This is a genomic window from Catellatospora sp. IY07-71, assembly GCF_018326265.1.
Classification (GTDB): domain Bacteria; phylum Actinomycetota; class Actinomycetes; order Mycobacteriales; family Micromonosporaceae; genus Catellatospora.
In genome coordinates, this window is sequence record NZ_AP023360.1 from 3,863,495 (window position 1) to 3,887,344 (window position 23,850).

At 72.4% G+C, this 23,850-nt stretch carries 22 protein-coding genes; 12 read left to right on the forward strand and 10 right to left on the reverse strand.

The genetic code is table 11. From position 1 onward, the window contains the following. Window positions 1-116 precede the first annotated feature (116 nt). The 3 genes from CS0771_RS17330 to CS0771_RS17340 all read left to right on the forward strand — a co-directional run bounded on the left by CS0771_RS17330 (window position 117) and on the right by CS0771_RS17340 (window position 2,801). Window positions 117-764, forward strand: coding sequence for a cadmium resistance transporter (locus tag CS0771_RS17330; protein ID WP_244870853.1), 648 nt, complete (start codon window positions 117-119; stop codon window positions 762-764). A 107-nt stretch (window positions 765-871) separates the two neighbouring features. Then, complete coding sequence (locus CS0771_RS17335) at window positions 872-2,098, forward strand: MFS transporter (protein WP_212841953.1); 1,227 nt, start codon at window positions 872-874, stop codon at window positions 2,096-2,098. A 112-nt stretch (window positions 2,099-2,210) separates the two neighbouring features. Further along, window positions 2,211-2,801, forward strand: a complete 591-nt coding sequence (locus CS0771_RS17340; RefSeq protein ID WP_212845887.1) for a pentapeptide repeat-containing protein — start codon at window positions 2,211-2,213, stop codon at window positions 2,799-2,801. Between the two features lies 1 nt (window position 2,802). Here the strand turns inward: CS0771_RS17340 and CS0771_RS17345 are convergent, their stop codons facing one another. Beyond that, complete coding sequence (locus CS0771_RS17345; protein ID WP_212841954.1) at window positions 2,803-4,428, reverse strand: glycoside hydrolase family 43 protein; 1,626 nt, start codon at window positions 4,426-4,428, stop codon at window positions 2,803-2,805. 274 nt (window positions 4,429-4,702) lie between these two features. Between CS0771_RS17345 and CS0771_RS17350 the strand changes: the two genes are divergently transcribed. The 6 genes from CS0771_RS17350 (at window position 4,703) to CS0771_RS17375 (ending at window position 11,786) form a co-directional block, all read left to right on the forward strand. Further along, window positions 4,703-5,995: an extracellular solute-binding protein gene (locus tag CS0771_RS17350; protein WP_212841955.1), complete on the forward strand. Its 1,293-nt coding sequence runs from the start codon at window positions 4,703-4,705 to the stop codon at window positions 5,993-5,995. A gap of 38 nt (window positions 5,996-6,033) precedes the next feature. Further along, a complete protein-coding gene (locus CS0771_RS17355; RefSeq protein ID WP_212841956.1) occupies window positions 6,034-7,026 on the forward strand; it encodes a carbohydrate ABC transporter permease in 993 nt (330 codons plus the stop codon). After that, window positions 7,023-7,865, forward strand: a complete 843-nt coding sequence (locus tag CS0771_RS17360; RefSeq protein WP_212841957.1) for a carbohydrate ABC transporter permease — start codon at window positions 7,023-7,025, stop codon at window positions 7,863-7,865. Before CS0771_RS17355 ends, CS0771_RS17360 begins: the two co-directional genes overlap by 4 nt. Before the next feature lie 141 nt (window positions 7,866-8,006). Next, window positions 8,007-9,026 (forward strand): LacI family DNA-binding transcriptional regulator, encoded by a 1,020-nt coding sequence (locus tag CS0771_RS17365; RefSeq protein WP_212841958.1) that lies wholly within the window; start codon window positions 8,007-8,009, stop codon window positions 9,024-9,026. Between the two features lie 203 nt (window positions 9,027-9,229). Next, entirely contained in the window at window positions 9,230-11,227 is a 1,998-nt protein-coding gene (locus CS0771_RS17370) for an endo-1,4-beta-xylanase (protein ID WP_212841959.1), read from the forward strand. 100 nt (window positions 11,228-11,327) lie between these two features. Next, the gene (locus CS0771_RS17375; RefSeq protein ID WP_212841960.1) at window positions 11,328-11,786 is read left to right on the forward strand and encodes a MaoC family dehydratase; all 459 of its coding nucleotides are present in this window, start codon (window positions 11,328-11,330) and stop codon (window positions 11,784-11,786) included. A gap of 6 nt (window positions 11,787-11,792) precedes the next feature. On the opposite strand, the gene CS0771_RS17380 is transcribed toward CS0771_RS17375, so the two are convergent. From CS0771_RS17380 to CS0771_RS17400, 5 genes are all read right to left on the reverse strand, one after another. Next, window positions 11,793-12,569: a DUF6585 family protein gene (locus CS0771_RS17380; protein ID WP_212841961.1), complete on the reverse strand. Its 777-nt coding sequence runs from the start codon at window positions 12,567-12,569 to the stop codon at window positions 11,793-11,795. A 70-nt stretch (window positions 12,570-12,639) separates the two neighbouring features. Further along, window positions 12,640-13,077 (reverse strand): hypothetical protein, encoded by a 438-nt coding sequence (locus CS0771_RS17385; RefSeq protein WP_212841962.1) that lies wholly within the window; start codon window positions 13,075-13,077, stop codon window positions 12,640-12,642. Window positions 13,078-13,301: 224 nt separating this feature from the next. Next, the gene (locus tag CS0771_RS17390; RefSeq protein WP_212841963.1) at window positions 13,302-14,192 is read right to left on the reverse strand and encodes a MauE/DoxX family redox-associated membrane protein; all 891 of its coding nucleotides are present in this window, start codon (window positions 14,190-14,192) and stop codon (window positions 13,302-13,304) included. A 71-nt stretch (window positions 14,193-14,263) separates the two neighbouring features. After that, window positions 14,264-14,866, reverse strand: coding sequence for a cell wall protein (locus CS0771_RS17395; RefSeq protein WP_212841964.1), 603 nt, complete (start codon window positions 14,864-14,866; stop codon window positions 14,264-14,266). A 13-nt stretch (window positions 14,867-14,879) separates the two neighbouring features. After that, window positions 14,880-15,290 carry a septal ring lytic transglycosylase RlpA family protein gene (locus CS0771_RS17400; protein ID WP_244870854.1) on the reverse strand — a complete coding sequence of 137 codons (411 nt, stop codon included), beginning with the start codon at window positions 15,288-15,290 and terminating at the stop codon, window positions 14,880-14,882. A 297-nt stretch (window positions 15,291-15,587) separates the two neighbouring features. On the opposite strand from CS0771_RS17400, the gene CS0771_RS17405 reads away from it, so the two are divergent. Beyond that, a complete protein-coding gene (locus CS0771_RS17405) occupies window positions 15,588-16,385 on the forward strand; it encodes a hypothetical protein (protein WP_212841965.1) in 798 nt (265 codons plus the stop codon). 3 nt (window positions 16,386-16,388) lie between these two features. On the opposite strand, the gene CS0771_RS17410 is transcribed toward CS0771_RS17405, so the two are convergent. Then, window positions 16,389-16,937, reverse strand: a complete 549-nt coding sequence (locus CS0771_RS17410) for a Uma2 family endonuclease (RefSeq protein WP_212841966.1) — start codon at window positions 16,935-16,937, stop codon at window positions 16,389-16,391. Window positions 16,938-17,070: 133 nt separating this feature from the next. On the opposite strand from CS0771_RS17410, the gene CS0771_RS17415 reads away from it, so the two are divergent. Then, window positions 17,071-18,906: a glycoside hydrolase family 15 protein gene (locus CS0771_RS17415; protein WP_212841967.1), complete on the forward strand. Its 1,836-nt coding sequence runs from the start codon at window positions 17,071-17,073 to the stop codon at window positions 18,904-18,906. Window positions 18,907-18,962: 56 nt separating this feature from the next. On the opposite strand, the gene CS0771_RS17420 is transcribed toward CS0771_RS17415, so the two are convergent. Beyond that, window positions 18,963-19,637: a triacylglycerol lipase gene (locus tag CS0771_RS17420; RefSeq protein ID WP_212841968.1), complete on the reverse strand. Its 675-nt coding sequence runs from the start codon at window positions 19,635-19,637 to the stop codon at window positions 18,963-18,965. A gap of 116 nt (window positions 19,638-19,753) precedes the next feature. Between CS0771_RS17420 and CS0771_RS17425 the strand changes: the two genes are divergently transcribed. Then, window positions 19,754-22,585, forward strand: coding sequence for a LuxR family transcriptional regulator (locus CS0771_RS17425; RefSeq protein ID WP_212841969.1), 2,832 nt, complete (start codon window positions 19,754-19,756; stop codon window positions 22,583-22,585). A gap of 37 nt (window positions 22,586-22,622) precedes the next feature. Here the strand turns inward: CS0771_RS17425 and CS0771_RS17430 are convergent, their stop codons facing one another. Further along, window positions 22,623-23,336, reverse strand: a complete 714-nt coding sequence (locus CS0771_RS17430) for a class F sortase (RefSeq protein WP_212841970.1) — start codon at window positions 23,334-23,336, stop codon at window positions 22,623-22,625. Then, complete coding sequence (locus CS0771_RS17435; RefSeq protein ID WP_212841971.1) at window positions 23,317-23,823, reverse strand: hypothetical protein; 507 nt, start codon at window positions 23,821-23,823, stop codon at window positions 23,317-23,319. Before CS0771_RS17435 ends, CS0771_RS17430 begins: the two co-directional genes overlap by 20 nt. Window positions 23,824-23,850: the final 27 nt, after the last annotated feature.

Genomic DNA, 23,850 nt, shown 5'->3' on the forward strand with positions numbered 1-23,850 from the left:
GGACGACCAGGCCGCGGATGATGGGTCTGCTTCTCACGCCGTGCTCCTCGGGGTTCGGGATGCCGGGGTAACCGGTCCCGAGGAGGATATGCCCTCTCGTCGATAGATTTGAATAGGTGACTGTGAACGCGTCCGGCGGTAAGCTGGCCGCCCGCCGTACGCTGTGGCGCGTGGATCACCTGGGCGGGACCCTGGCGGCGGCCGTGGCGCTGTTCGCGGGCACCAACGTCGACGACCTGATCGTGCTCACCGTGCTGTTCCTCAGCGCCCGCACCACCGGCCGCCCGCGGCCCTGGCAGATCTGGACCGGCCAGTACGCGGGCATCGCCGTGCTGGTCGCGGCGTCCGCGCTGGCCGCCGTCGGCCTCGCCGTGGTGCCCGACAGGTGGGTCGCCCTGCTCGGCCTGGTGCCGCTGGCGCTGGGCGTGCGCGCCCTCGTCCGCTCGCTGCGCGCCCGCGCCGACGGCGCAGAACCGCCCGCCGTGGCCACCGGGGCGCTGGCCGTGGCCGGGGTGACCATCGCCAACGGCGCCGACAACATCGCCGTCTACACGCCGGTGTTCCGCACCATCGGCGTCGCCGACAGCATGCTCACCGTCGCCGTGTTCGCGGTGCTGGTCGCCGTGTGGTGCCTGGCCGGTTCGTGGCTCGGCGCGCACCCGCGTGTGGTCGCGCTCATCGAGCGCTGGGGCCACTGGCTCGTCCCCGGCGTGTTCATCGTCATCGGCCTGGTCATCCTCGCCCCGCTGGCGCTCGGCGGCTGACCGCGGACAGCGCGGAATCCGGTTGCCGGGGACCGCGGCCGGTTCCTAACCTGGGCTGTCACCAGGGAGTACGCGGCCCGACCCGCGATGTGAGAAAGAGTGTCGCGATGAGGTCGCTGATCCCCGCCGTGCTGCGCGAGGAGCCGCAGTTCGCCCGGTACTTCGCCGGGCAGGCGCTGTCGATGGTGGGCGACCGGATCACGTTCGTCGTGGTGCCGTTCGCGGTGCTGTCCATCCCCGGCGCGGACGCCGCGGAGGTCGGCCTGGTCAGCGCGGCCACGCTGGTGCCGTTCCTGGCGTTCGCGCTCGCGGGCGGCGTGTGGGCGGACCGGCTGCCCCGGCAGCGGGTGATGCTCGTCTCGGACCTGGTGCGCTTCGTGACCCAGGCGCTGGTCGCCGGGCTGCTGCTCAGCGGCCAGGCGCAGGTGTGGCACCTGGTCGTGCTGATGGCGGTGTTCGGCACGGCCGACGCGTTCTTCGCGCCCGCGGCGGCCGGCCTGATGCCGCTGATCGTCAGCCCGGACCGGCTGCAGGAGGCCAACGGCCTGCGCGGTCTGGTCATGTCGACCGGCCTGGTGGCCGGTCCCGCGCTGGCCGGCGGCCTGATCTTCCTGGTCGGCCCGGGCGGCGCGATCGCGCTCGACGCGCTGAGCTTCGCGGTCAGCGCCGTGTTCCTGGCCCGCCTCAGGCCGCGCGCCTCCGACGCGGCCGCGCCCGAGGGCGGCTTCCTGGCGCAGCTGCGCGAAGGTTTCACCGAGGTGGTGTCACGCAGCTGGGTGTGGTCGACGCTGGCCGCGTTGTCGATCTACCACGTGGTGGTGCTGCCGTCGGTGTATGTGCTCGGACCGGTGCTGGCCGAGCAGGAGTTCGGCGGCGCGACGAGCTGGTCGATCGTGGTGGCCGCGTTCGGTGTCGGCTCCATCGTGGGCGACCTGCTGGCCATGCGGGTACGCATGAAACGCCCGCTCGTCGTCGCGGCCGCCGCCCTTTCCGTCGCCGCCTGCCAGGCGCTGATCATCGGCATCGGCCCGACGATCCCCGTGATCGCGGCCCTGGAGGCGGTCACCGGCGTCGCGGTCTCGCTCGCCTTCACCCTCTGGGAAACCTCGCTGCAGGCCCACGTCCCGCAGGCGTCCCTGTCCCGCGTCAGCTCCTACGACTACCTGCTGACCGCGGGCCTGATGCCGCTCGGCCTGGCCGTGGCGGGACCGGTCGCCCAGGCGATCGGCCTGCGCCCCACCCTCTACGCGATGACGCTGCTCGCCGTCCCCGCGGCCCTGGCCCTCCTCACCATCCCCGCCGTCCGCCGCCTCCCCGCCCCCGCCGCCTCCTGAGGCGCTGATCTTGCGCGAACTGCGGGTACGACACGCCTCTTCCGGGCGAAAGGGCAACAGTTCGCGCAAGATCGACGTCGGGGGTCGCCGGTAGGGTGGCGGGGTGGCGGAGATGGAGACGGTCGAGGGCGAGAGCTTCTCGGGCGAGGACTGGTACGGCGACGAGCTGGGGGAGCGGCACTACGTGCGCTGCACCTTCCGCGACCTGGACATGACCGAGCTGGCCAGCCAGGGCACGGTGTTCGAGGAGTGCGTGTTCGGCAACGTCAAGTTCAACGCCTCGCGGCACACCGACAGCGCGTTCCTGCGCTGCTCGTTCCTGCGCTGCAACCTGTTCGAGGCCGAGTTCGCCGGGTGCAAGCTGACCGGCAGCTCGTTCGAGCAGTGCACGCTGCGGCCGCTGCGGGTGACCGGCGGCGACTGGTCGTTCGTCAACCTGGCCGAGGCCGACCTGCGCGGCGTCACGTTCCAGGGGGTACGCATGCGCGAGGCCGATCTCGCCATGGCCCACTGCGACGGCGCGACGTTCAGCGGCGTGGACCTGTCCGGCGCGCACCTGGCCAAGGCCCGGTTCAACAAGTGCGACCTGCGCGGCAGCGACCTGACCGCGTTCCACCCGGCCGAGGTCGAGCTGCGCGACGCCGTCATCGACGCCACGCAGGCCGTGGTGCTGGTGCAGGCGCTCGGCCTGCGGATCGGCTGACTCAGCCCGCGCGGTAGACGGCGAGGTCGAAGTCGGCGTACGCGCCGTCGGCGCCCAGATCCTGCACCCACAGGCCGAGGAACGCGCCGGTGAAGCCCCAGGCGGCGGGCTCGCCGTCGACGACCCGGGCGGCGTGCTCGTCGGACAGCGTGGTCGCGTCGAACACCGCGGGCAGCTCCTGCCAGCCCTCGCCCACGTCGTACGCGAACCGCAGCGCCGGCCCGTCGAACTCCACCCGCAGCCCGACCCGGTCCACGCCGGTGGTGTCGACGGACAGCTCCGGGTGGGCGACCCGGCGGCCGCTGTCGGAGCTGAGCACCTCCAGCGTCCGGCGGCCGTCGTCGGCCCGGGTCAGGTAGGCGTAGTACCAGTTCGCGGTGTTGTAGTAGCCGGTGATCCCGGCGAGCTGCCGGTGGTCGGCCGGATCGAACTCGACGGTGGTCTCCAGGCTGCATCGGGTCGCGCCGACCCGCCGCGCGACCAGGCTCGGGGTCTGCTTCCCGACCGGCGACTGCCCGCCGTACAGGCGCAGGTGCGACGGCCGCGAGCGCAGGTCGATCCAGTCCGGGGTGGCGGGGCGGCGCAGGGTGGACCAGCAGACGGACAACTCGGGGCCGTCGAAGTGGTCGGTGGCGGGCTCGTCGGGCCAGGGGTGGGCGGGCAGGTCGGGGGCCGGATACTCGTCGGCGGGGATGCCGCCGGGGATGCGCGGCCAGCCGCCGGGAGCCCACTGCACCCGCTGGATCGCGGTCTCCCGGCCCAGCACGCAGTTGCCCAGCGGCGAGTAGGGCCGCCCGACCAGGTGCGCGAGATACCACTCGCCGCCCTGCGTCTGCACCAGGCTGCCGTGCCCGGCCTTCTGCAGCGTGAGGTCCGGCCGCCCGACGGAGGTGAGCAGCGGCCCGGCCGGGTCCACCTCGTACGGGCCGAACAGCTCGCGCGAGCGGGCGACGGTGACCTGGTGTTCCCAGCTGGTGCCGCCCTCGGCGGTGACCAGCCAGTACCAGCCGTCGTGCCGGTACAGGTGCGGGCCCTCGGTGAGCCCGGCCGGGGTGCCGGTGAAGATGATGCGCCGCTCGCCGACCAGTTTGCGCTGCTCGCGATCGTACTGCTGGATCTCGATGCCGCCGAAGCGGTTGCGCCCCGGCCGCCAGTCGGCGCTCATGTTGAGCAGCCAGGTGGTGCCGTCGTCGTCGTGGAACAGCGACGCGTCGAACCCGTGCGCGTGCAGCCGGACCGGGTCGGACCAGGGGCCGCTGATGTCGGGTGCGGTGGTGAGGAAGTTCTGGGGGTCCCAGTAGCCGCTGGCGAAGCTGGCGACGTCGCTGTAGACGAGGTGGAACAGGCCGTCGTGCCAGGTGAGGTCGGGGGCCCAGACGCCGTTGGAGTCGCCGCAGCCGCGCAGGTCGAGCAGGCGGCGTTCGGTGACGATGCCGCCGAGGGGCTGCCAGTGGACGAGGTCGCGGGAGTGGTGGACGCGTACGCCGGGGTACCACTCGAAGGTCGAGGTGGCCAGGTAGTAGTCGTCGCCGACGCGCAGGATCGAGGGGTCCGGGTGGAACCCGGGCAGGACCGGGTTGCGGATCGACCGGGCGGCCGTGGCCACGTGAGCGGTCTCGGTCGACATGTTCGGCTCCTCTGGGGCTTTCGATAACGCGCCATTTCCGGAAATCCCCCGGAAGATTGCCGGTTTCCATGGCGAGATTTCTCGCTCACGGTAACGGTTCGGGTCGAGATGCGACAGGCCTTGACCTATCCCGTGCACGCGTCGTAACGTGCGCGCCATCAAGCGAAAATACCGGCCCCCGGGCAGAAACTTTCGGGCCGGCTCCGGGCACCTCCACGCCGACCCTGGTCGGCACACCCGAAGCAACCTGACATGTATCGCGAAGGGACGGCTCATGACAGCCCACCTCTCCCGCCGTACGCTGCTCGGCCTCGCCGGCGCCGGCGCGGGCGCCTACCTGCTGAGCGCGTGCGGCAGCGACGAATCCGCTGATCCGAACGCGCCGCAGACGATCAACTGGTGGCACATCCAGAACACCGAGCCGATGCTGCCGGTCTGGGCGGCGATCGCCAAGGAGTACGAGTCGGCGCACACGAACGTGAAGGTCGTGATCCAGCCGCTGGAGAACGAGGCGTTCAAGGCGAAGCTGACCACGGCGACGCAGGCGGGCTCGCCGCCGGACCTGTTCCAGTCGTGGGGCGGTGGCGTGCTCAAGCAGCAGGTCGACGCGGGTCTGGTCAAGGACATCACGGCTGATGTGCAGCCGTGGATCGGTTCGCTGCTGCCGGCGTCGGTGCAGCCGTTCACGATCGACGGGAAGATCTACGGTGTTCCGTTCGACGTGGGCATGGTCGGGTTCTGGTACAACAAGGACCTGTTCGCCAAGGCCGGGATCACCGCGCCGCCCACCACCTGGGCTGAGCTGCTGACCACGGTCAGCAAGATCAAGGCCGCGGGCATCGTGCCGATCGCGCTGGCGGGCAAGGACAAGTGGCCGGGCCACTTCTACTGGGCCTACCTCGCCATGCGCATCGGCGGATTGGGAGCGCTCCAGCAGGCCGCCGTGGATGGCAACTTCGACACTCCTGACTTCATCGCCGCTGGTCAGCGCCTGAAGGAATTGGTGGATCTGCAGCCGTTCCAGAAGGGCTTCCTCGGGGCGGAGTACGGCTCGCCCGACGGGCAGGCGGCGACGATGGGCAACGGCGGGGCGGCGATGGAGCTGATGGGCCAGTGGGCCCCGTCGGTGCAGGCGTCGGCCTCGACGAGCAAGAAGGGCCTGGGCGACAAGCTCGGCTACTTCGCGTTCCCGGCCGTGGACGGCGGGAAGGGTTCGGTGGCCGAGGCGTTCGGCGGCGGCAATGGCTTCGCGGTGGGCAAGAACGCGCCCGCCGCGACGACGGACTTCCTGAAGACGCTGCTGGACGTGGCCAACCAGCGCAAGTCGGCCGCGACGGGTGCGGTGCTGCCGACGGTGAAGGACGCCGCGGACGCGATCAAGGACCCGAACAGCAAGACGGTGGCGTCGAGCCTGGCCGCGGCGACCGGCTTCCAGCTGTACCTGGACCAGGCGTACCCGCCGGCGGTGGGTCAGCAGGTCAACGACAGCGTGGCCGAGCTGATCGCCGGGACCAAGAAGGCCGAGGACATCGTCAAGGACATCACCACGGTGGCGAAGAGCCAGTAAGGTACCGCGACCGGGTAGGGCGGGACGGGAGCAGGACGATGACGCAGTCGACGGTGATCCGCAAGGACACGGGCTCCCGTGCCGCCGTGCCCGCGCCACGGGGGAGGGCGGCCGCGCGCCGCCGTGGCCGGCCGCGGCAGCTGGGCGCGATCGTGCTGTTCCTGCTCCCGGCGCTGGTGCTGTTCCTGCTGCTGGTGATCGCGCCGATCCTGCTCGCGGGCTACGCCAGCGCCTTCAAGTGGAACGGCTTCGGCCTGCCCGAGAACTACGTCGGGCTGGACAACTTCACCCGCGCCTTCCAGGACCCGACCTTCCTCGGCGACCTGTCGCGCACCGGGATCCTGATCGGCCTGTCGCTGGTGGTCCAGCTGCCGGTGTCGCTGGGCCTGGCGATGCTGCTCAACCAGCCGCTCAAGGGCCGCAGCGGGTACCGGCTGATCTTCTTCGCGCCGTACGTGCTCTCCGAGGTCACCACCGCGGTCCTGTTCACCCTGGTCCTTTCGCCCAACCGGGGCCTGGGCCAGCAGATCTCCGAGTGGCTCGGCATCGACGCGCTCAACGGCGCCGTCTTCGCCGACCCGAGCACGGTGCTGTACGCGCTGTTCCTGGTGATCTCGTGGAAGTACTTCGGCTTCCACATGATCCTGTACCTGGCGGGGCGGCAGGGCATTCCGCGCGAGCTGACCGAGGCGGCCACGACCGACGGGGCGAGTGCGTGGCAGGTGTTCCGGCACGTCACGCTGCCGCTGCTCGGGCCCACGATCCGGATCAGCGTGTTCCTGTCGGTCATCGGCAGCATCCAGCTCTTCGACATGGTCTGGGTGCTCACCGGCGGCGGCCCGATCCACGCCTCGGAGACCATGGCCGTGACCATGTACCAGTTCGGCTTCCGCCGCTTCGAGGTCGGCTACGCCAGCGCCATCAGCATCATCATGTTCCTGCTCAGCCTGATCTTCGCGCTGTTCTACCAGCGATACGTGCTGCGCCGCGACACCGAGGGCGCCCTGACCACGATGGGAGACCAGCGATGAGCCGCCGCGCCACCGCCGCCGACCGGGCCCGAAGCACTGTGCTGCACCTGGTGTCCGTGGCCATCGGTGCGCTGATCGTGCTGCCGGTCGGGTTCGGGGTGCTGGGCGGGTTCAAGGACAACGGGCAGCTGTCGACCAACCCGCTGGGCTGGCCGGAACCCTGGGTGCCGGAGAACTACACCGGGATCCTGGGTTCCGAGGTCTTCTGGCGGCAACTGGGCAACAGCACCCTGATCGCGCTGGCCACCGTGCTGGTCGTGGTCGGCACGTCGGCGATGGCCGCGTTCGTGTTCGCGCGGTTCGCGTTCCGGGGGCGGGAGATCTTCTTCACGCTGTTCGCGGTCGGGCTGATGTTCCCGTTCGCGGTGGCGATCCTGCCGCTGTTCATCCTGCTGCGCGGCATGGGCCTGCTGGACAACCCGCTCGGCGTCATCCTGCCCCAGGCGGCGTTCGGCCTGCCGGTCACCATCATCATCCTGCGGCAGTTCTTCCGGAACATCCCGGCCGAGGTCGAGGAGGCGGCGACCCTCGACGGGTGCACGCCGTTCGGGTTCTTCTGGCGCATCCTGCTGCCCATGGCCAAGCCCGCGCTGGCCACGGTGTCGGTGCTGGCGATCGTGGCCAGCTGGAACAACTTCATGCTCCCGCTGGTCGTGTTCACCGACCAGAGCTGGTGGACCCTGCCCGTCGGGGTCCAGGCCTTCCAGGGCCAGTACGCCGACGACACCGCCCGCGTCCTGGCCTACGTCGTACTGTCCATGATCCCCGCGCTCGGCTTCTACGCCATAGCCGAACGGCAGCTCATCAGCGGTCTGGCGTCCGGTGCCACCAAGGGCTGACACTCGCCCCGATCTTCCGGTATGTTTCCGTGAATTCCCGGCGCGGGAACGGTGCGAGCAAGGCGGAAGCGTGCCCCGGGTACGCTCTGCTGCACCGAAACGTTCCGGCCGTAGGCCGAAGCGGTGACGAAGGAGCTGCCGGTGTCCGTGGACGAGAGCCGCAAGGTCACGATCGCCGCGATCGCGCGCCTGGCGGGCGTGAGCGTGCCCACCGTCTCGCGGGTCATCAACGGCCGCTCCGACGTGTCGCCGCAGACCCGCGAACGCGTCGAGGAGCTGCTCACCCGGCACGGCTACCGCCGCCGCCCGGCCAGCATGCGCACCAGCTCCGGGCTGATCGACCTCGTCTTCAACGACCTGGACAGCCCGTGGGCCGTCGAGATCATCCGGGGCGTCGAGGACGTCGCGCACGCCGCCGGCATCGGCACCGTGGTCTCCGCGATCCACCGCCGCACCGCCTCGGCCAAGCAGTGGCTGGACAACATGCGCTCCCGCGCCACCGAGGGCGTCATCTTCGTCATCTCCACCCTGGAGCCGCCGCTGCAGGCCGAGCTGCGCCGGCTCAACATCCCGGTCGTGATCGTCGACCCGTCCGGGGTGCCGCCGCAGGAGGCGCCCACCATCGGCGCCACCAACTGGGCGGGCAGCCTGCGCGCCACCGAGCACCTGATCGGCCTGGGCCACCGGCGCATCGGCTTCATCGCCGGGCCGCCGCAGCTGATGTGCAGCCGGGCCCGGCTGGACGGCTACCGCACCGCGCTGGAGACGGCCGGGCTGTCGTTCGACGACGACCTGGTGTTCCAGGGCGACTTCTACCACGAGTCCGGGTTCACCGGCGGGTCGCGGCTGCTGCAGCTGCCCGAGCCGCCCACCGCGATCTTCGCGTCCAGCGACCAGATGGCGCTGGGCGTCTACGAGGCCGTGCGCCGGGCGGGGCTGCGCGTGCCCGACGACGTGAGCGTGGTCGGCTTCGACGACCTGCCCGAGGTGCGCTGGTCGTCGCCGCCGCTGACCACGATCCGGCAGCCGCTGGCCGAGATGGGCATGGTCGCCGCGCGTACCGTGCTGCGGCTGGCCCAGCGGGAGAAGATCGAGAGCCCGCGGATCGAGCTCGCCACCGAGCTGGTGGTCCGGGACAGCACCGCGCCGCCGCGCGCCTGACCTCGGCCCGATAGTTTCCGGAAGTTATTGACTTACCTGGATGGTGCGGCGCACCATTGGGAGCGCTTCCATCGATGTGTGCCGTGCCCCAGCCGAATGACCACGTACGCGGCGCCCCCTCGCCCGGGGCACAGGCGCCGCATCATCGCAACGTGGCCGCTCCGGGTCATGGCACTGACGCTCCGCCATCACCAGGAGGACACATGACGCCCCCACGCGTCCCGTTCCACAGAGCAACGCGGCGCATCGCCTCGCTCGCCGCCCTGACGCTGGTCTCCGCGCTCGCGGTGCCGCTGCTGTCGGCGTCCCCGGCGAGCGCCTCCGGCCCGCTGCGCACCCACGCCGCCGCCCGCGGCAAGTTCATCGGCTTCGCCGCGGCCACCGGCCCGCTGGCCAACGAGTCCGCCTACCGCACCATCGCGCAGACCGAGTTCAACCAGGTCACCGCCGAAAACGCGATGAAGTGGGACGCCACCGAGTCGTCGGACAACAACTGGAACTTCAGCGGCGCCGACCAGGTCGTCAACTTCGCCGTCGCCAACAACCAGCAGGTCCACGGCCACACGCTGGTCTGGCACAACCAGACGCCCGGCTGGGTGCAGGGTCTGGGCGCCACCGCGATGCGCAGTGCCATGCAGGACCACATCTCGACGCTGGTCGGCCGGTACGCCAACAACGCCGCCGTCGTCTCGTGGGACGTCGTGAACGAGGTCTTCGAGGAGAACGGCAGCTTCCGGTCCAGCTTCTGGTACAACACGCTGGGCCAGAGCTTCATCGCCGACGCGTTCCGCTACGCCCGCGCCGCCGACCCCGACGCCCGCCTGTGCATCAACGACTACAACGTCGAGGGCATCAACGCCAAGAGCACCGCGATGTACAACCTGGTCCAGTCGCTGCGCGCGCAGAACGTGCCGGTCGACTGCGTCGGCCTGCAGACCCACCTGTCCACGCAGTACGGCTTCCCGAACGACCTGCAGCAGAACATGCAGCGCTTCGCGGCGCTGGGCGTGCAGGTGCGGATCACCGAGGTCGACATTCGCATCCCGATGCCGCGCACCACGGCCAAGGACACCACGCAGGCCACCTACTACCGCAACGTGATCAACGCCTGCAACGCGGTCACCGCCTGCGCCGGCGTCACCATCTGGGGCTTCACCGACCGGCACTCGTGGGTGCCGGACACGTTCCCGAGCGAGGGCGCCGCGCTCATCTACGACGAGAACTACCAGCAGAAGCCGTCGTACACGGCGGTGCACGACGCGCTCGCGGGCCCCACGCCGGGCGACACCCAGGCCCCGACCACGCCTGGCACGCCGGTCGCCTCGGGCGTCACGTCGAGCGGCGTGAGCCTGTCCTGGACGGCCTCGACGGACAACGTCGGGGTGACCGGGTACGACATCCTGCGCGCCCCCGGCACCTCGGGCGGTTCGTTCACGCAGGTCGGCACGTCGACGACCACGTCGTTCAGCGACAGCGGCCTGTCGGCGAACACGTCGTACCGGTACCAGGTCCGGGCGCGTGACGCGGCGGGCAACGTGTCGTCGGCGTCGAGCGCGGTCACCGTCACCACGACCGGCGGCACCGGTGACACCCAGGCGCCGTCCACGCCGAGCAACCTCGCCGCGTCGGGCACCACGTCCAGCGGCACCAGCCTGTCCTGGTCGGCATCGTCCGACAACGTCGGGGTGACCGGATACGACATCCTGCGCGCGCCCGGCACCTCGGGCGGTTCGTTCACGCAGGTCGGCACGTCGACGACCACGTCGTTCAGCGACAGCGGCCTGTCGGCGAGCACGTCGTACCGGTACCAGGTCCGGGCGCGGGACGCGGCGGGCAACGTGTCGGCGGTGTCGAACACGGTCACCGTCACCACGACCGGCGGCGGCACCGGCGGCTGCACGGCCGCCGCGACCCTGCAGACGCAGTGGCAGACCGGCTACGTCATGGAGCCGGTGCGGGTGACCAACAGCGGCACCTCGTCGATCAGCAGCTGGACGGTGACGTTCACGCTGCCCAGCGGGCACACCCTCACCGGCAGCTGGAACGCCGTGCTGAGCGTCAGCGGCCAGACCGTGACGGCGCGCAACGCCGCGTACAACGGCAACCTGGGCGCGGGCCAGAGCACCACGTTCGGGTTCCAGGTCAGCCGGCCCAACGGCAACACCGCCACGGCGAGCGGCTTCACCTGCGCCACGCCCTGACGGTGTGACGGCATCCCCGTGGCGCGCACGGCGGCGCGTCACGGGGATCACCGCGGCGGCTTACGATCACTGCGAGCAGCCGTGATCCGGAGGTGCCGCCGTGAGAGTGTTCCAGTCCGCCGCCGACCTGGCCGACGCCGTGGGGGAGGCCATCGGGCCCGGCCCGTGGCACGTCGTCGAGCAGTCGCGGGTCGACACGTTCGCCGACGCCACCGGGGACCACCAGTGGATCCACACGGACCCGGCGCGCGCGGCGGACGGGCCGTTCGGCGGGACCATCGCCCACGGCTACCTCACCCTCTCCCTGCTGCCGCTGCTGGTACGCGACCTGTACCGCTTCGAGGGCGCGCGGATGGTGGTCAACTACGGCCTGAACAAGGTGCGCTTCCCCGCGCCGGTGCCGGTCGGCGCCTCGGTCCACCTCACCGCGCGGCTCGTCTCGGTCGAGGAGGTGCCCGGCGGCGGTGTGCAGGTGACCGCGGCGATGACGATCGGGACCGACCGCTCCGACAAGCCCTGCTGCGTCGCGGAGACGGTGACCAGGGTGTTCTTCGCCTGATCGGGGCTACGCGGCGACGCCGTCCGCGTCCTCCGGCTCGTCCGCGACCGGCCAGTGCTGCATGAGGTGCAGCAGGACGGCGACGTCGGGGATGTCGCGCAGCCGCTCGGAGATGACCGGCCGGCGGTCACCGGCCCAGATCCTCAGATGCGTCCGGCCGGACTCGATCTTCGTGACGGCGGGCCAGGCGGCGAACTGCTCGCCTCGGCGCACCCCGTCAGCCGTCACCGTGACCGGCCCGAAGTTCGCCGCGCCGGTGCGCAGCGCCTCGGCGGCCTTGCCCGGCAGCACCGCGGCCGCGGCGTACTTCTCCACGTGCGCGACCAGCTCGGGCTTGTCCTGGTAGCCGGGCTTGGCCAGATCGACGACCGTGCCGTCCTTCAGCTCGACGCGGCACTGCAGCACCTCCGCGTACGCGGTGACCAGGTTGACCACCCGCACCCAGACCCGCAGGTGCGCCACGTCGTCCCAGGTGAACAGCGAGGTGACGGCTCCGGTGTGGTCGACGGTCAGCGAGCCGCCGGTGTACAGGTAACGGCACCGGCCCGCCTTGCGCCAGGTCGTCCACGCGGCGAGCCCGGCCAGCGCCAGCACGCCGATGCCGAGCGCGATGGCCCCGCCGGCGCCGCCACTGGCGAGGAGCAGCACGACACCCAGCCCGGCGGCGGCCACGGTGATGAAGACGTCGGCGCCGATCGGGGACCGGTATCGGCCGACGATCTCGCCCAGGCCCGCGGCGGCTGCGGCGTCCGCGAACGAACGTCCGTCCACATTGCTCTGCATGGAGGCATGCTCGCCGCCGGCCTCGGGCCGGGTCAACGGCCGCCGCGTGCCGTTCCCATACTGGGCGGGATCACTCCCAGGCGAGGCCGAGCAGCAGGTCGAGGAAGTCGGCCAGGCGCTGCGGGCCGCGGCAGACCAGGCGGTGCGCGACGTCGCCGCACGCCCAGCGGGCCTCGAAACCGCGCCAGGTGGTGCCCGCGCTGACCCGGACCCGGTGCGGGCCGAGGTTGATCCGGGCGAGCTGCCGCTCCAGGGTGTCCTCGTCGAAGCCGAGCACCGAGTGCAGCTCGACCTCGGCCGTGCCCCGCCGGTACGCCGCGAAGCGCTGGGTGGCGGTGCTGATCCGGCTCGCCGGGTCGGCCTGCCAGCCGGCGGTGAACCCGGGCAGGCCGGGCCAGGTCTCGGCGCGCCGCGCGGGGCGCCCGGCCAGCAGCGGCGCGGCGGCGGACAGGCCGGCGCCGGCGTGGTGGAGGGCGAGGCGCTGTCGCTGGGGGACGGTAGCGAGCACGGTGACTCCCGAAGATCGCGGCGTGCGCGACTCGGGGTGGGGAGCGCGACGCGGTGGGCGGCGGGGGTGGTCGCCGCGGGAGCCCGCCGTTGCGCTCGTACCTACCAGTTCACACCACGGATCGGCCACGCGCTGCCCCAACCCACCCTTCGGGAAGGGAGGATCGCCGTCCCGTGTCGACAGGTCGGCACTGACCTGGCCGGACACGGGACGGCGGGTCTGCCTCAGCCGGCGGCTCCGGCGGCCGCCGGGACGGGGACGGTCCAGTCCGGCAGGGGAGCGTCAGGTGCCGACTGCCGGGTGAGCAGCACCTGCCCGGTGGGCTCGTCGACCAGCGCCAGCCGCACCGCGGCGGGCTGGTAGCGCAGCCGGGGCACGGCGTACACGGCCGACACCTCGGTGCCGCCGGAGTGGCGGGCGGAGTAGACCAGGATGCGCCAGTCGTCGTCGTCCCAGTGCTCGCGCAGGTCCGAGGTGAGCAGCACGGCGGTCTCGGCGTACACGGGGCTGCGGCGCAGCTGCTCCACGGTGGAGTCGAGCGGCACGTCGAAGCCGGTGGGCAGCGGTTTCGTCAGCCTGACCTTGAGCTGACGCAGCTGGTCCAGCCAGTGGCGGTCCAGCTCCGGCGAGAGCGCGGTCAGCACGGCCGCTCCGGCCAGCAGGACCACGGCGGCGGCCGACGGCCGGTCGGCGAGCACCGCCGTCCACGGCGTCGCGGCGGGCAGCGCCAGCAGGCTCGCGGCCAGCAGCGCGCCGGTGCGGGCGAACGAGCGCCAGCCGATCGGTGAGCGGCTCGCCGACAGGCAGCCGCAGGATGAGCTGGGCGCGGCCAGCCGGGCGTAGCCGAGGTAACCGGCGAAGCCGAGCGACAACAGCGCCGCGGCGGCGGCCTCGGCGGGCAGCGGGGGCGGGGCCAGCAGGAAGCCGGCCAGCACCGCCTCCACCCCGCCGACCAGGCGGTACGCCGGCAGCGCACGCTGCTCGCCGAGCAGTTGCGCCAGGGCGCTGCGCCGGGCCGCGGCCGGGGCGTGCCGGGACAGGAGCTTGAGTCGTGCCGACCACAGCAGCACGGCGCCGAGCAGCAGCGGCTGCAGGGGCGCGATCCACGAGATCATCGGTCCTCCGGGGATGGGAGAGGGGTGGCGGGTGGGCGGGCGCCGGGGGGTGTGGCGCCCGCCCACGTTCCTCAGGCGGACGCGTACACGGTCGCGATCTCGACCTCGTTCGTGTCCGGGACCCAGGCGCCGATGACCTGGACGTGCTTGCCGACGCGCAGCATCGACATGTCCGAGACGGCGGGGGTGTCGTTGTAGCGGGCGGCCGACGTGCCCGGCACCAGGTGCCCGACCACGCGCCGGCCCTTGTGGTCCAGGTGCAGCACGTTGCGGCCGATGGCGGCGATGTGCGCGTGCAGGTTGACGATGTTCACCCACACCGAGTCGGCGGCGAGGGTGCCATCGTCCAGGCGCAGGCCGCGCGCGTACAGGCCGTCGCCGACGGCGACCGCGTCGAAGGTGGTGGGCCGCAGCTTCCAGATGCTGGTCCCGCCGGTGATCCGGATGCGCCACAGCGCCAGGTCGGAGCCGGTGACGAACAGCATGCCGGCGCTGATGCCGGTGATGCGGCCCTCGGCGAAGTTGGGGTCGGGCGCGCCCGGCTCCACTGCCGCCTCCGGTGCGCCGAAGGCGGCCTCCGGCGCCAGGGAGCCGAGCGCGGTGGCGCCGACCAGGCTCGCCCCGCCGACCACGGCGGAGGTGAGCAGGCGGCGGCGGTCGATGGTCTCGGTCATCTCGGGCCTCCGCTCACACGATGTCGACGCTGCAGGGCGACAGCCCTGAGGACAGGCTGGCGATCTGGCTGTACGCGGCCGGGGTGAGGTCGATGATGCGGTTGGTCCCGCACACCGAGCCGCAGCAGGACCGCTCGCCGCACCACAGGTCGGTCTGCGGCCCGCAGTCGGCGATGGTGGTGCCGATGCGCTTTCCGTTGCAGCGGTTGGTGGTGTAGTGCCGGAAGCCGCAGCCGCGGCGGGACATGGTGATCCCGCAGCGGTCCGGGCGGGTGATCTCGAGGCACGCGGCCGACGCGTTGGGCCAGGCGTGCTGGTAACTGCCGCTGTTGCAGGTGCCGCAGGCGCCACGTCCGGTGGTCGCGCAGGGGCCCCATGAGTTGCCGCAGCAGAACCAGGACATCTCTCCGGTAAGAGCTGCCACTGTCCGCCTCCTTTCCGGGTGGGGGGTGTACCAGGAGGAGCGGCGACGGGCCCATCGACGACTGTCGAATATCATGGGCGGCGGACAGTTACGGCGTCAATCCATACATTGAAATTTTCTTCCAAAAATGTAAATGAACATCAATGGATGACGCGGCCGTCGCCGGTCCGTGACGCGAGGGCCGACGCACGGGCGATCCGTCCCGTCCCGTCCTGTTCGGCGGCGCGCGGCGTGATGCGGTCCCGGCTTCGTACGCAGTCCCGCCCGCAGGCCGCGCATCGGGCGTAGGCTGCATGAATGGACGCGACGCGGGCAGGCGTCAGCGACCCGCTGGCGCATATCGACGTATCCCGGCTCCGCTCCGATCTGGCAGCGGTGCAATCACTCGGCACCTCGGGCGGGGCGTTCGGCGCCTGCGTGGTGAGCGCCGAGATCCGCCATGCCTACCGGACCGCACTCCAGGCGCGCGACGAGGCCGCCTCCTACCTGCACGGCAGCCGCGACTGGTCGACCGAGGACCTGGCCGAGGCCATCTGCGGGCACCGCGAGCACGAGCGGCGGGCCCGGCTCATCGCCGAGTGGACCACCTCGCCGGCCCCGCAGCACCTCTACGACGCGGGGCACGAGCTGCTGCGCCGCCAGCAGGTGGCCAGCGCGCTGCGCGACCTGCTCTCGGCCGCCCGCGCCACCGCCGTGCGCCACCTGCGCGACGCCGAGCTGGTGCTGCCGGCCGACCCGCTGGAGCGGGCGCACAAGGCTCAGGAGGTGGTGCGTTTCTGCGCGTACCACCTCGACACGGTGGCGGCCAACCGCAACCTGTACGCCGCCAACCTGGTCGTCCACCACGAATGGGAGCTGGACGAGATCGCCGAGGTGGCCGACACCGAACCGCAGGCCATCGAGGACGCCTACGAGGCGGCCCGCGCCCACCCGCCGTCGGACGCCGACTCGCGGTCGGTGCGCGAGCTGGCCGAGATCGCGGCGGCCATCGCGGTCCGGCAGCGGCACTGGGAGGCGGTGCGCCGCGAGGCCATCGCCGAATGCCTGGCCGCGGGCGTCGACGCCGACCTGCTCGCCGCCCACGCCGGCGTCTGACGCCTACTCCAGCAGCGTCGCCGGATCGATGCTGACCTTGACGGGAGAGCCGAGCTCCAGCGGGGTGCCGGGAGCCGCCACGCTGTGCTCGCGGTAGCGGTCGCCTTCCAGGTGATACAACCGGAGGGTGGGACCGTCGGGTTCGACCAGCAGATACCACTCGATGCCCGCCGCGGCGTAGTAGTGCATCTTGAGGACGCGGTCGGCCGCCGGGTTTCCCGGCGAGACGATCTCGCCGACCAGCCTGACGTCATCGGCCTCGACCACCGGATCGTCCAGGTCCACCTGCTCGGTCACGACGAGGTCGGGGATCGGGATCCGGCCGCTGCGCAGCCGTACGTTGATCGCTTCGAAGACCTTGAGGTCCATCTCCCGGGCCGCCGGGGTGAGCGCGGCCTTCAACCAGAAAGAGATCTCCTGGTGGCGGGGGGTGGGGGCTGGGCTCACGTAGAGGCTCCCGTCGAAGAGCTCGATGCGTTCAGCGGTCTCGCCCAGGGCGAAGTAGTCTTCCTCGGTCCAGGGCAGCGCACCCTCACGCAGGGGAAGGGTCATCGTCGCCTCCGTTTCAACGGTGCCGTGGGCACCCTGAAGCCAGCTTACCGCCGGGGTCCGACCGCATCGGCCACGCGCGATCCATGTCGGCCGAATCCAGGAATCGTGCCGCCGGGGGAGTGAGACTGGAGGCATGAGCGGGGTGCCGATCGCGGATCATGCGCTGCTGTCGGACTGCCATACGGCGGCGCTGGTCACCCGGGACGGCTCGGTGGACTGGCTGTGCTGCCCGCGCTTCGACAGCCCGTCGGTGTTCGGGCGGCTGCTGGACGACGACGCCGGGCACTGGTCCATCGCCCCGGTCGGCCCCTACACCGCCACCCGGCGCTACCTGGACCAGACGCTCGTCCTGGAGACCACGTTCCACACCCCGGACGGCACGCTCGCGCTCACCGACGCCCTCGCGCTGGGGCACAACGGCGAGAAGCACGGCCACGACCTGGGCCGGGGCGTGCCGCACCTGATGATCCGGGGTGTGAACTGCCGTGGCGGCGAGGTCCCGGTGCGCCTGTCCTACCACCCGCGCCCCGAGTACGGCCTGCTGCGGCCGCTGCTGTCGCCGCTGGAGGGCGGGCTCACCGCGCGCGGCGGCGCGGAACGGCTGACGCTGTCCAGCCCGGTGCCGCTCAGCTACCTCAACTGCGACGCCGACGCCGAGTTCACGCTGCGGGTCGGGGACGAGCTGTGGTTCGCGCTGCAGCGCTCGACGCTGCAGCAGGAGGCGCCCAGGGTCTGGAGCCAGGAGGAGATCGCGAACTGGCTGGCGGTCACCGTGGACGCCTGGCGGGTGTGGTCGAAGCTGCACCAGAACTACGACGGCCCGTGGCACGAGCTGGTGGGCCACAGCGGCCGGGTGCTGCAGGGGCTGACCTTCAAGCCCAGCGGCGCGATCATCGCGGCGCCGACCACGTCGCTGCCCGAGGAGATCGGCGGCGTGCGTAACTGGGACTACCGCTACTCGTGGGTGCGCGACGCGAGCTTCACCCTGAAGGCGCTTTGGGTCGCCGCCTGCCCGGACGAGGCCGCCGACTTCTTCGCGTACATGACCACCGCGGCGGCGGGCGCGATCGGCCCGGACACCCCGCTGCAGATCATGTTCGGGGTGGGCGGCGAGCACGACCTGTCCGAGCGGACCCTGCCGCACCTGCGCGGGTGGCGCGACAGCGCGCCGGTGCGGGTCGGCAACGGCGCGTGGAACCAGCAACAGATCGACGTGTACGGCGAGCTGCTCAGCGCCGCCCACCGGCTGGAGGAGAAGCTCACCGGCATCGACGCGGACACCCGGCGCTTCCTGGTGGCGCTGGCTGACGCGGCGGTGGTGCGCTGCGACGAGCCCGACCACGGCATCTGGGAGATCCGGGGGCAGCCGCAGCACTTCGTGTACTCGAAACTGATGTGCTGGGTGGCGCTGGACCGCGCGATCGCGCTGGCCGGGGTGCTCCAGGCGGAGGACCGGGTGCCGGGCTGGGCGGCGGCCCGCGCCGAGGTGCGCGAACGGATCCTGCGCGAGGGCTGGAGCGAGCAGGCGGGCGCGTACACGCAGTCCTTCGGCTCGACCGCGCTGGACGCGTCCTGCCTGATGATGGCGATCGTGGGTTTCCTGCCCGCCGACGAGCCGCGCATGCTCGCCACCATCGAGGCGATCGCCGACCGCCTCACCGACGACCGCGGCCTGGTGTACCGCTACCGCACCGAGAGCGGCGTGGACGGGCTGGCCGGCGGCGAGGGCACCTTCCTGCTGTGCACGTTCTGGCTGGCCGAGGCGCTGGCCCTGGCGGGCCGGGTGAACCGGGCGGCCGAGGTGTTCGAGCGCGCCGCCGCGTACGCCAACGACATCGGCCTGCTCTCGGAGGAGATCGACCCGGCCACCGGCGAGATGCTCGGCAACTTCCCGCAGGCCTTCAGCCACATCGGCCTGATCAACGCCGCCTGGGCCGTCTCCCAGGCCCGCCACCGCGCCGCCCTCTGAGGTTAGGAAGGGCACCTTCTACTACGGAAAACGATAAGAAGGTGCCCTTCCTTGCCTCAGGATTTGAGCAGGGTGCGGACCTGCTGGGAGACGGGGTCGCTGACCAGGAGCCAGGCGTGCTCGATGCAGCCGACGCCGGTGTTGGCCGCGCCGGACAGGATCGTGCTGGAGTCGGGGTTGATGAACTCGTCGCAGCTGGACCAGTAGGTCTGGTAGCGCACCGCGCCGGGCGTCTCGTCAGTGGCGTTGAGGTCGCGCAGGAACGAGCTGTCCGGCGCCATCTCCGCACACGACGTGATCAGCCACGAGCACACGGGTGTCAGGTTGGTGCCGTGGTTGGGCCCGCCCAGCGACACCCATCTGTCCACGTACGACGTCCCGCCGTTGAACTTGAGATACCAGCGTGAGTTGAGGCTGCCCATGGAGTGGGCGACGATGTCGACCTTCGCCGCGCCGGTCTGCGCGCGCACCGAGTCGACGTAGCTGCGCAGCTGCGCCGCGGTGGTCTTGTTCGACTGGAACACGTCGTACGAGAACGCGAACAGGCGGTTGGCGGGCCACCCGTCGGCCTTGAAGTCGGCGATCATGTCGTTCCAGTTCCAGGCCCCGCCCTTGTAGCCGTGCACGAAGACCACGGGGTCGCGGTCGGCGGCCTGGGCCGCGGACGGGGTGGTCACGAGCATGGCGGCGACCGCGGCGAGGACGCTGAGCAGGCCGGCTGTCTTTCGCATCTGTCCTCCTCGATGAGATGGGTGGGACAGAGCGTGCGGCACGCCGTGCGTGTTTCGCATCCGTGAAACGACGCATCGGTCTTTCGCCGGAGGTTAACTTGTGAGTAACTTCTTGTGTGGACCCGCTGGAGAGCCCCGTGCCGCACGGCCGCGACAGCGCGCTGCTGTCGCTGGTGTCCGTGCTGGACGGTGCGCGCGCCGGGCAGGGCGGCGCGCTGCTGCTCCGCGGCGAGCCGGGTCTCGGCAAGACCATGCTGCTGGCGTACGCCGCCGGCCACGCACCCGATTTCCTGGTCCTGGCATCACGCGGCGTGGAACCGGAGGCGGCGCTGCCCTGGGCCGGTCTGCACCGACTGCTCCGTCCTGTCGCGCACCGCCTGCCCGAGCTGCCGCCGGGCCAGGCCGCGGCTCTGCGCGAGGTGCTCGACGGCGAGGTGGACGACGGCGCGGGCTGCCGCCTGCCCGCCGCGCTGCTCGCCCTGCTGGACCTGCTCGCCCAGGACATCCCGGTGCTGGTCTGTGTCGACGACGTGGACCTGCTCGACCAGCCGTCCCGCGAAGCGCTCGCCTTCGCGGCACGCCGCCTGGGGGACGCCGCGCCGTCGGCCGCACGGCGGGGCGACGATTCGGTGACCATGCCCCGGCCTGAGGCGCGCACCACTCCGGACACCCGTCGTGGTGGGGCCGTCGTGCTGCTGGCGATGCGGGACGACGACGAGCTGCCGCCGCCCGGCCTGCCCGTGCTGCTGCTGTCCCCGCTGGACGAGACCGCGTGCGCAGCGGTGGTCGACGACGTGGCGCCGGTCGCGGTCGCCGAGGGGGTACGCCTGCGCCTGGCCGCGGCCGCCGGGGGCAACCCGCAGGCTGCGGCCGAACTCGTCGCGGCACTCGACGACGACCAGCTGCGCGGGGTACGCCCGCTGCCCGACCCGCTGCCGCCCAGCCCCGGCCTGCGCCGCGCCCACCTGCGCCGGGTGCTCGCGCTGCCCGAGCAGACCAGGCGGCTGCTGCTCATCGCCGCAGCCGAGGCGGACATGGACGCGAACCTGCTGGTCCGGGCCGCCGACGCGGCCGGGATCGAGGTGGCCGCCCTGGAACCGGCCGAACGCGCCGGGCTGCTGCGGGTCGGCGCGAGCGGGGTCGAGTTCCGGCACCCGCTGGTGCCCGCCGCGATCTACCACGCCGCGCCGCTGGCCGGCCGCCGCGCCGCCCATGCGCTGCTCGCGGGGGTGCTCGACCCCGGGCGGCATCCCGTGCGCCGGGCCTGGCACCGGGCCGCGGCCGGGCTCGCCACCGACCACGAGCTGGCCGCGGAGCTGGAGACGGCGGCCGCCGCGGCCCGCGGGCGGGGCGGCTACGCGGTGGCGTCGGCGGCGTACGAGCGGGCCGCCGAGCTGAGCACCGGCGACGACGGCGCCAAGGCACGGCTGCTCGCCGCGGCGGCCCGCGACGCCTGGCACGCGGGCCGCTCGGTGCGCGCCCGTGACCTGCTCGACCGAGCGCTGCCGGTGGCCCCGGGCGCGGCGGCGCGCGGCGAGCTGGAGCTGCTGCGCGGCGACATCGACCTGCGCGACGGGCGGGCCGCCGACGCGTACGAGGCGCTGCTCGCCGCCGCCCAGCGGCTCATCCCGGTGGACCCGGAGCTGGCCATCCGGGCCATGATGCGGGCCGGGGAGGCGGGCGTCTACGCCGGGGATCACGGCCGGTTCGTGCAGGTGGCGGCGCAGGCGGCGGCGCTGCGGGTGCCGGGCCGCTCGGCGCAGGCCACGGTGATGCTGGACTACCTGGACGCGCTGTCGGCGATCTTCACGGGCCGGTTCGACGCCGCGCTGCGCCCGCTGCGCGCGGTGCTGGACGGCGCGCCGCGCTTCGACGACCCGTCCGCGCTGATCTGGGCCAGCATCGCCGCGATGATCCTGGGCGACAACGCGCAGGGCCGGGTGATGGCCGGCCGCGCGGTGGCGGCGGCGCGCGGCCGCGGCGCGGTGACCATGGTGCCCAAGGCGCTGGAGTTCAGCGCGTACGCCGAATTCTGGACCGGACGGCACGCCGCCGCCACCGCCAACGCACTGGAGGGGCTGCGCGCGGCCACCGAGACCGGCCAGGGCAACGTGGCCTGCCACCACCTGGCCGCGCTGGCCCTGCTCGACGCGATCCACGGCGACGAGGAGACCTGCCGCCTGCGGGCGCGCACCGCGCTGGACCGGGCCGGGCTCAACGGGCTCGGCCTGCCCGCCGCGCTGAGCACCTGGGCGCTGGCGTTCCTCGATCTGTCCCTGGGCCGGCACGCCGACGCCGCCGGGCGGCTGCGCGGCCTGGCCCGTGCCGGGCCCGGCCAGGGGCACATGGCGGTCGCGGCGCTGTCGGTGCCGACGTACGTCGAGGCGGCGGTGCGCACCGGGGCCGCCGACGCGGCTCGGGCCGCCTTCGGCACGTTCGAGCGCTGGGCGCACAGCACCAGCAGCCCCGACAACCTGGCGCTGGCCGCCCGCTGCCGGGCCCTGCTCAGCGAGGGCGCCCAGGCCGAGGAGCACTTCCGCGACGCGCTGGAACTGCACGCCGCGGGCGACCGCGCGTTCGAGCGCGCGCGCACCGAGCTGCTCTACGGCTCGCTGCTGCGCCGCCTGCGCCGCCGTACCCAGGCCCGCACCGAGCTGCGCAGCGCCCTGGAGTCGTTCGAGCGCCTGCACGCCGACCGCTGGGCCCAGTGGACCCGCGCCGAACTACGCGCCACCGGCGAATCCGCGCGCCCCCGCGCCGAGGTCACCGACGGCGAGCTGACCCCTCAGCAGCGCCAGATCGCCCGCCACGCCGCCCAGGGCGCCACCAACCGCGAGATCGCCGAACAGCTCTTCCTCAGCCCCCGCACCGTCGAACACCACCTCGGCAACATCTTCGCCAAGCTCGGCATCCGCTCCCGCGTGGAACTCACCAAACTCCTCCCGTAAGGAAGGGCACCTTCTCTGTCCGAACGCCCGTACCCCGTCAGGCGGTCTTCGCGCGGGTCTTGACCAGCGAGGCGAAGACGACGACGTTGTTGAGGTAGTTGCGGTCCGCCGGGTCGTACGGCGGGCCGCAGGTGACCAGGCGCAGGCCCATGTCGTCGGTGCTGCCGTAGATGCGGGTGGCGGGGAACTCGTCCTTGGGGAAGGACTTGACCACGTCCACCGAGAACACGGCGACGGAGCCGTCCAGGCGGGACACCTCGATCTTCGCGCCGGGCTTGAGTGCGCCCAGCTCGAAGAAGACGGCAGGGCCGCTGGCGCGGGTGTCGACGTGGCCGACGATGACGGCGTTGCCGCGCTCACCGGGGCTGGGGCCGTAGCGGTACCAGCCGGCCAGGTCGGCGTGGCGCAGCTCGGGGACCTGGAGGCTGCCGTCGGCGTTGGTGCCTACGGTGACCACGACCGCGTCCAGCTTGATCGACGGGATCGTCACCCGGACCGGCGCGGAGCGGTCCAGCGGCCGCACGCCGCGCGCGTCGGGGCGCCGGTCCGGGTCGGTGAGCTGGTAGCGGGCCGAGTTCTCCAGGCTGGGCTGGGGCGGCCCGGCCGGTGCCACGAGGAACGCGGCGGCGAGCAGGCCGGTCCCGGCCAGCCCGGCGGTGGCGACGGCGAGCAGGCCCAGGCGGCCCGCGCGGCGCCCCCCGGCGCGGTGGCGGCCCCGGCCGGGTGCGCCCTCAGGCGGCGTGGTGGCCACGGTACCTCCGCCGGAGCATCAGGAAGGCGCCCACACCGGACGCCGCGAGCAGGCTGCCGCCGGCGCCGAGCAGCGCCCGGCTCGGGCCCTGCGAGGTGGAGCCGCCGCCGCCGGCCGGTGCGCCGGTAGGGGACACCACCAGGGTGCCGGTGCCGGTCTCGCCGTCGCTGCAGGTGACGCTGAGCTGGTAGGAGCCCGGCAGCGTGGTCGCCGGCACGGTCAGCTCGGCGTTGAACGCGCCCGGCCCGCCGTCGGTGAACGGGTTGAGCGTGATCTCGGCCGGCCCGCCGAAGGCCGTGCCGCTGACCTCGGCCGAGGTGGCGGTAGCGCCGCAGTACGCGGCGAGGGTGAACCGGCCGCCCGGGGCGACGGCGGACGGGTTGACGGTGACGTCGGCCGCGGCGTGCGCCGCCGGCGGCAACGCCAGCGCCGCGAGCGCGGCACCGGTGGCTGCGGTCAGCGCCGCTCGCCGAAGAGACGTACCCATGGCTGCTTCCTCCGTGGTCCGAGGATC

Bases quoted from the DNA above. Each gene is read 5' to 3' on its own strand.
- CS0771_RS17405 (WP_212841965.1), top strand. From the start codon at position 15,588: ATGGACGCGACGCGGGCAGGCGTCAGCGACCCGCTGGCGCATATCGAC.
- CS0771_RS17370 (WP_212841959.1), top strand. From the start codon at position 9,230: ATGACGCCCCCACGCGTCCCGTTCCACAGAGCAACGCGGCGCATCGCC.
- CS0771_RS17360 (WP_212841957.1), top strand. From the start codon at position 7,023: ATGAGCCGCCGCGCCACCGCCGCCGACCGGGCCCGAAGCACTGTGCTG.
- CS0771_RS17420 (WP_212841968.1), bottom strand. From the start codon at position 19,637: ATGCGAAAGACAGCCGGCCTGCTCAGCGTCCTCGCCGCGGTCGCCGCC.
- CS0771_RS17435 (WP_212841971.1), bottom strand. From the start codon at position 23,823: ATGGGTACGTCTCTTCGGCGAGCGGCGCTGACCGCAGCCACCGGTGCC.
- CS0771_RS17380 (WP_212841961.1), bottom strand. From the start codon at position 12,569: ATGCAGAGCAATGTGGACGGACGTTCGTTCGCGGACGCCGCAGCCGCC.
- CS0771_RS17395 (WP_212841964.1), bottom strand. From the start codon at position 14,866: ATGACCGAGACCATCGACCGCCGCCGCCTGCTCACCTCCGCCGTGGTC.
- CS0771_RS17415 (WP_212841967.1), top strand. From the start codon at position 17,071: ATGAGCGGGGTGCCGATCGCGGATCATGCGCTGCTGTCGGACTGCCAT.
- CS0771_RS17335 (WP_212841953.1), top strand. From the start codon at position 872: ATGAGGTCGCTGATCCCCGCCGTGCTGCGCGAGGAGCCGCAGTTCGCC.
- CS0771_RS17410 (WP_212841966.1), bottom strand. From the start codon at position 16,937: ATGACCCTTCCCCTGCGTGAGGGTGCGCTGCCCTGGACCGAGGAAGAC.
- CS0771_RS17340 (WP_212845887.1), top strand. From the start codon at position 2,211: ATGGAGACGGTCGAGGGCGAGAGCTTCTCGGGCGAGGACTGGTACGGC.
- CS0771_RS17345 (WP_212841954.1), bottom strand. From the start codon at position 4,428: ATGTCGACCGAGACCGCTCACGTGGCCACGGCCGCCCGGTCGATCCGC.
- CS0771_RS17390 (WP_212841963.1), bottom strand. From the start codon at position 14,192: ATGATCTCGTGGATCGCGCCCCTGCAGCCGCTGCTGCTCGGCGCCGTG.
- CS0771_RS17355 (WP_212841956.1), top strand. From the start codon at position 6,034: ATGACGCAGTCGACGGTGATCCGCAAGGACACGGGCTCCCGTGCCGCC.
- CS0771_RS17350 (WP_212841955.1), top strand. From the start codon at position 4,703: ATGACAGCCCACCTCTCCCGCCGTACGCTGCTCGGCCTCGCCGGCGCC.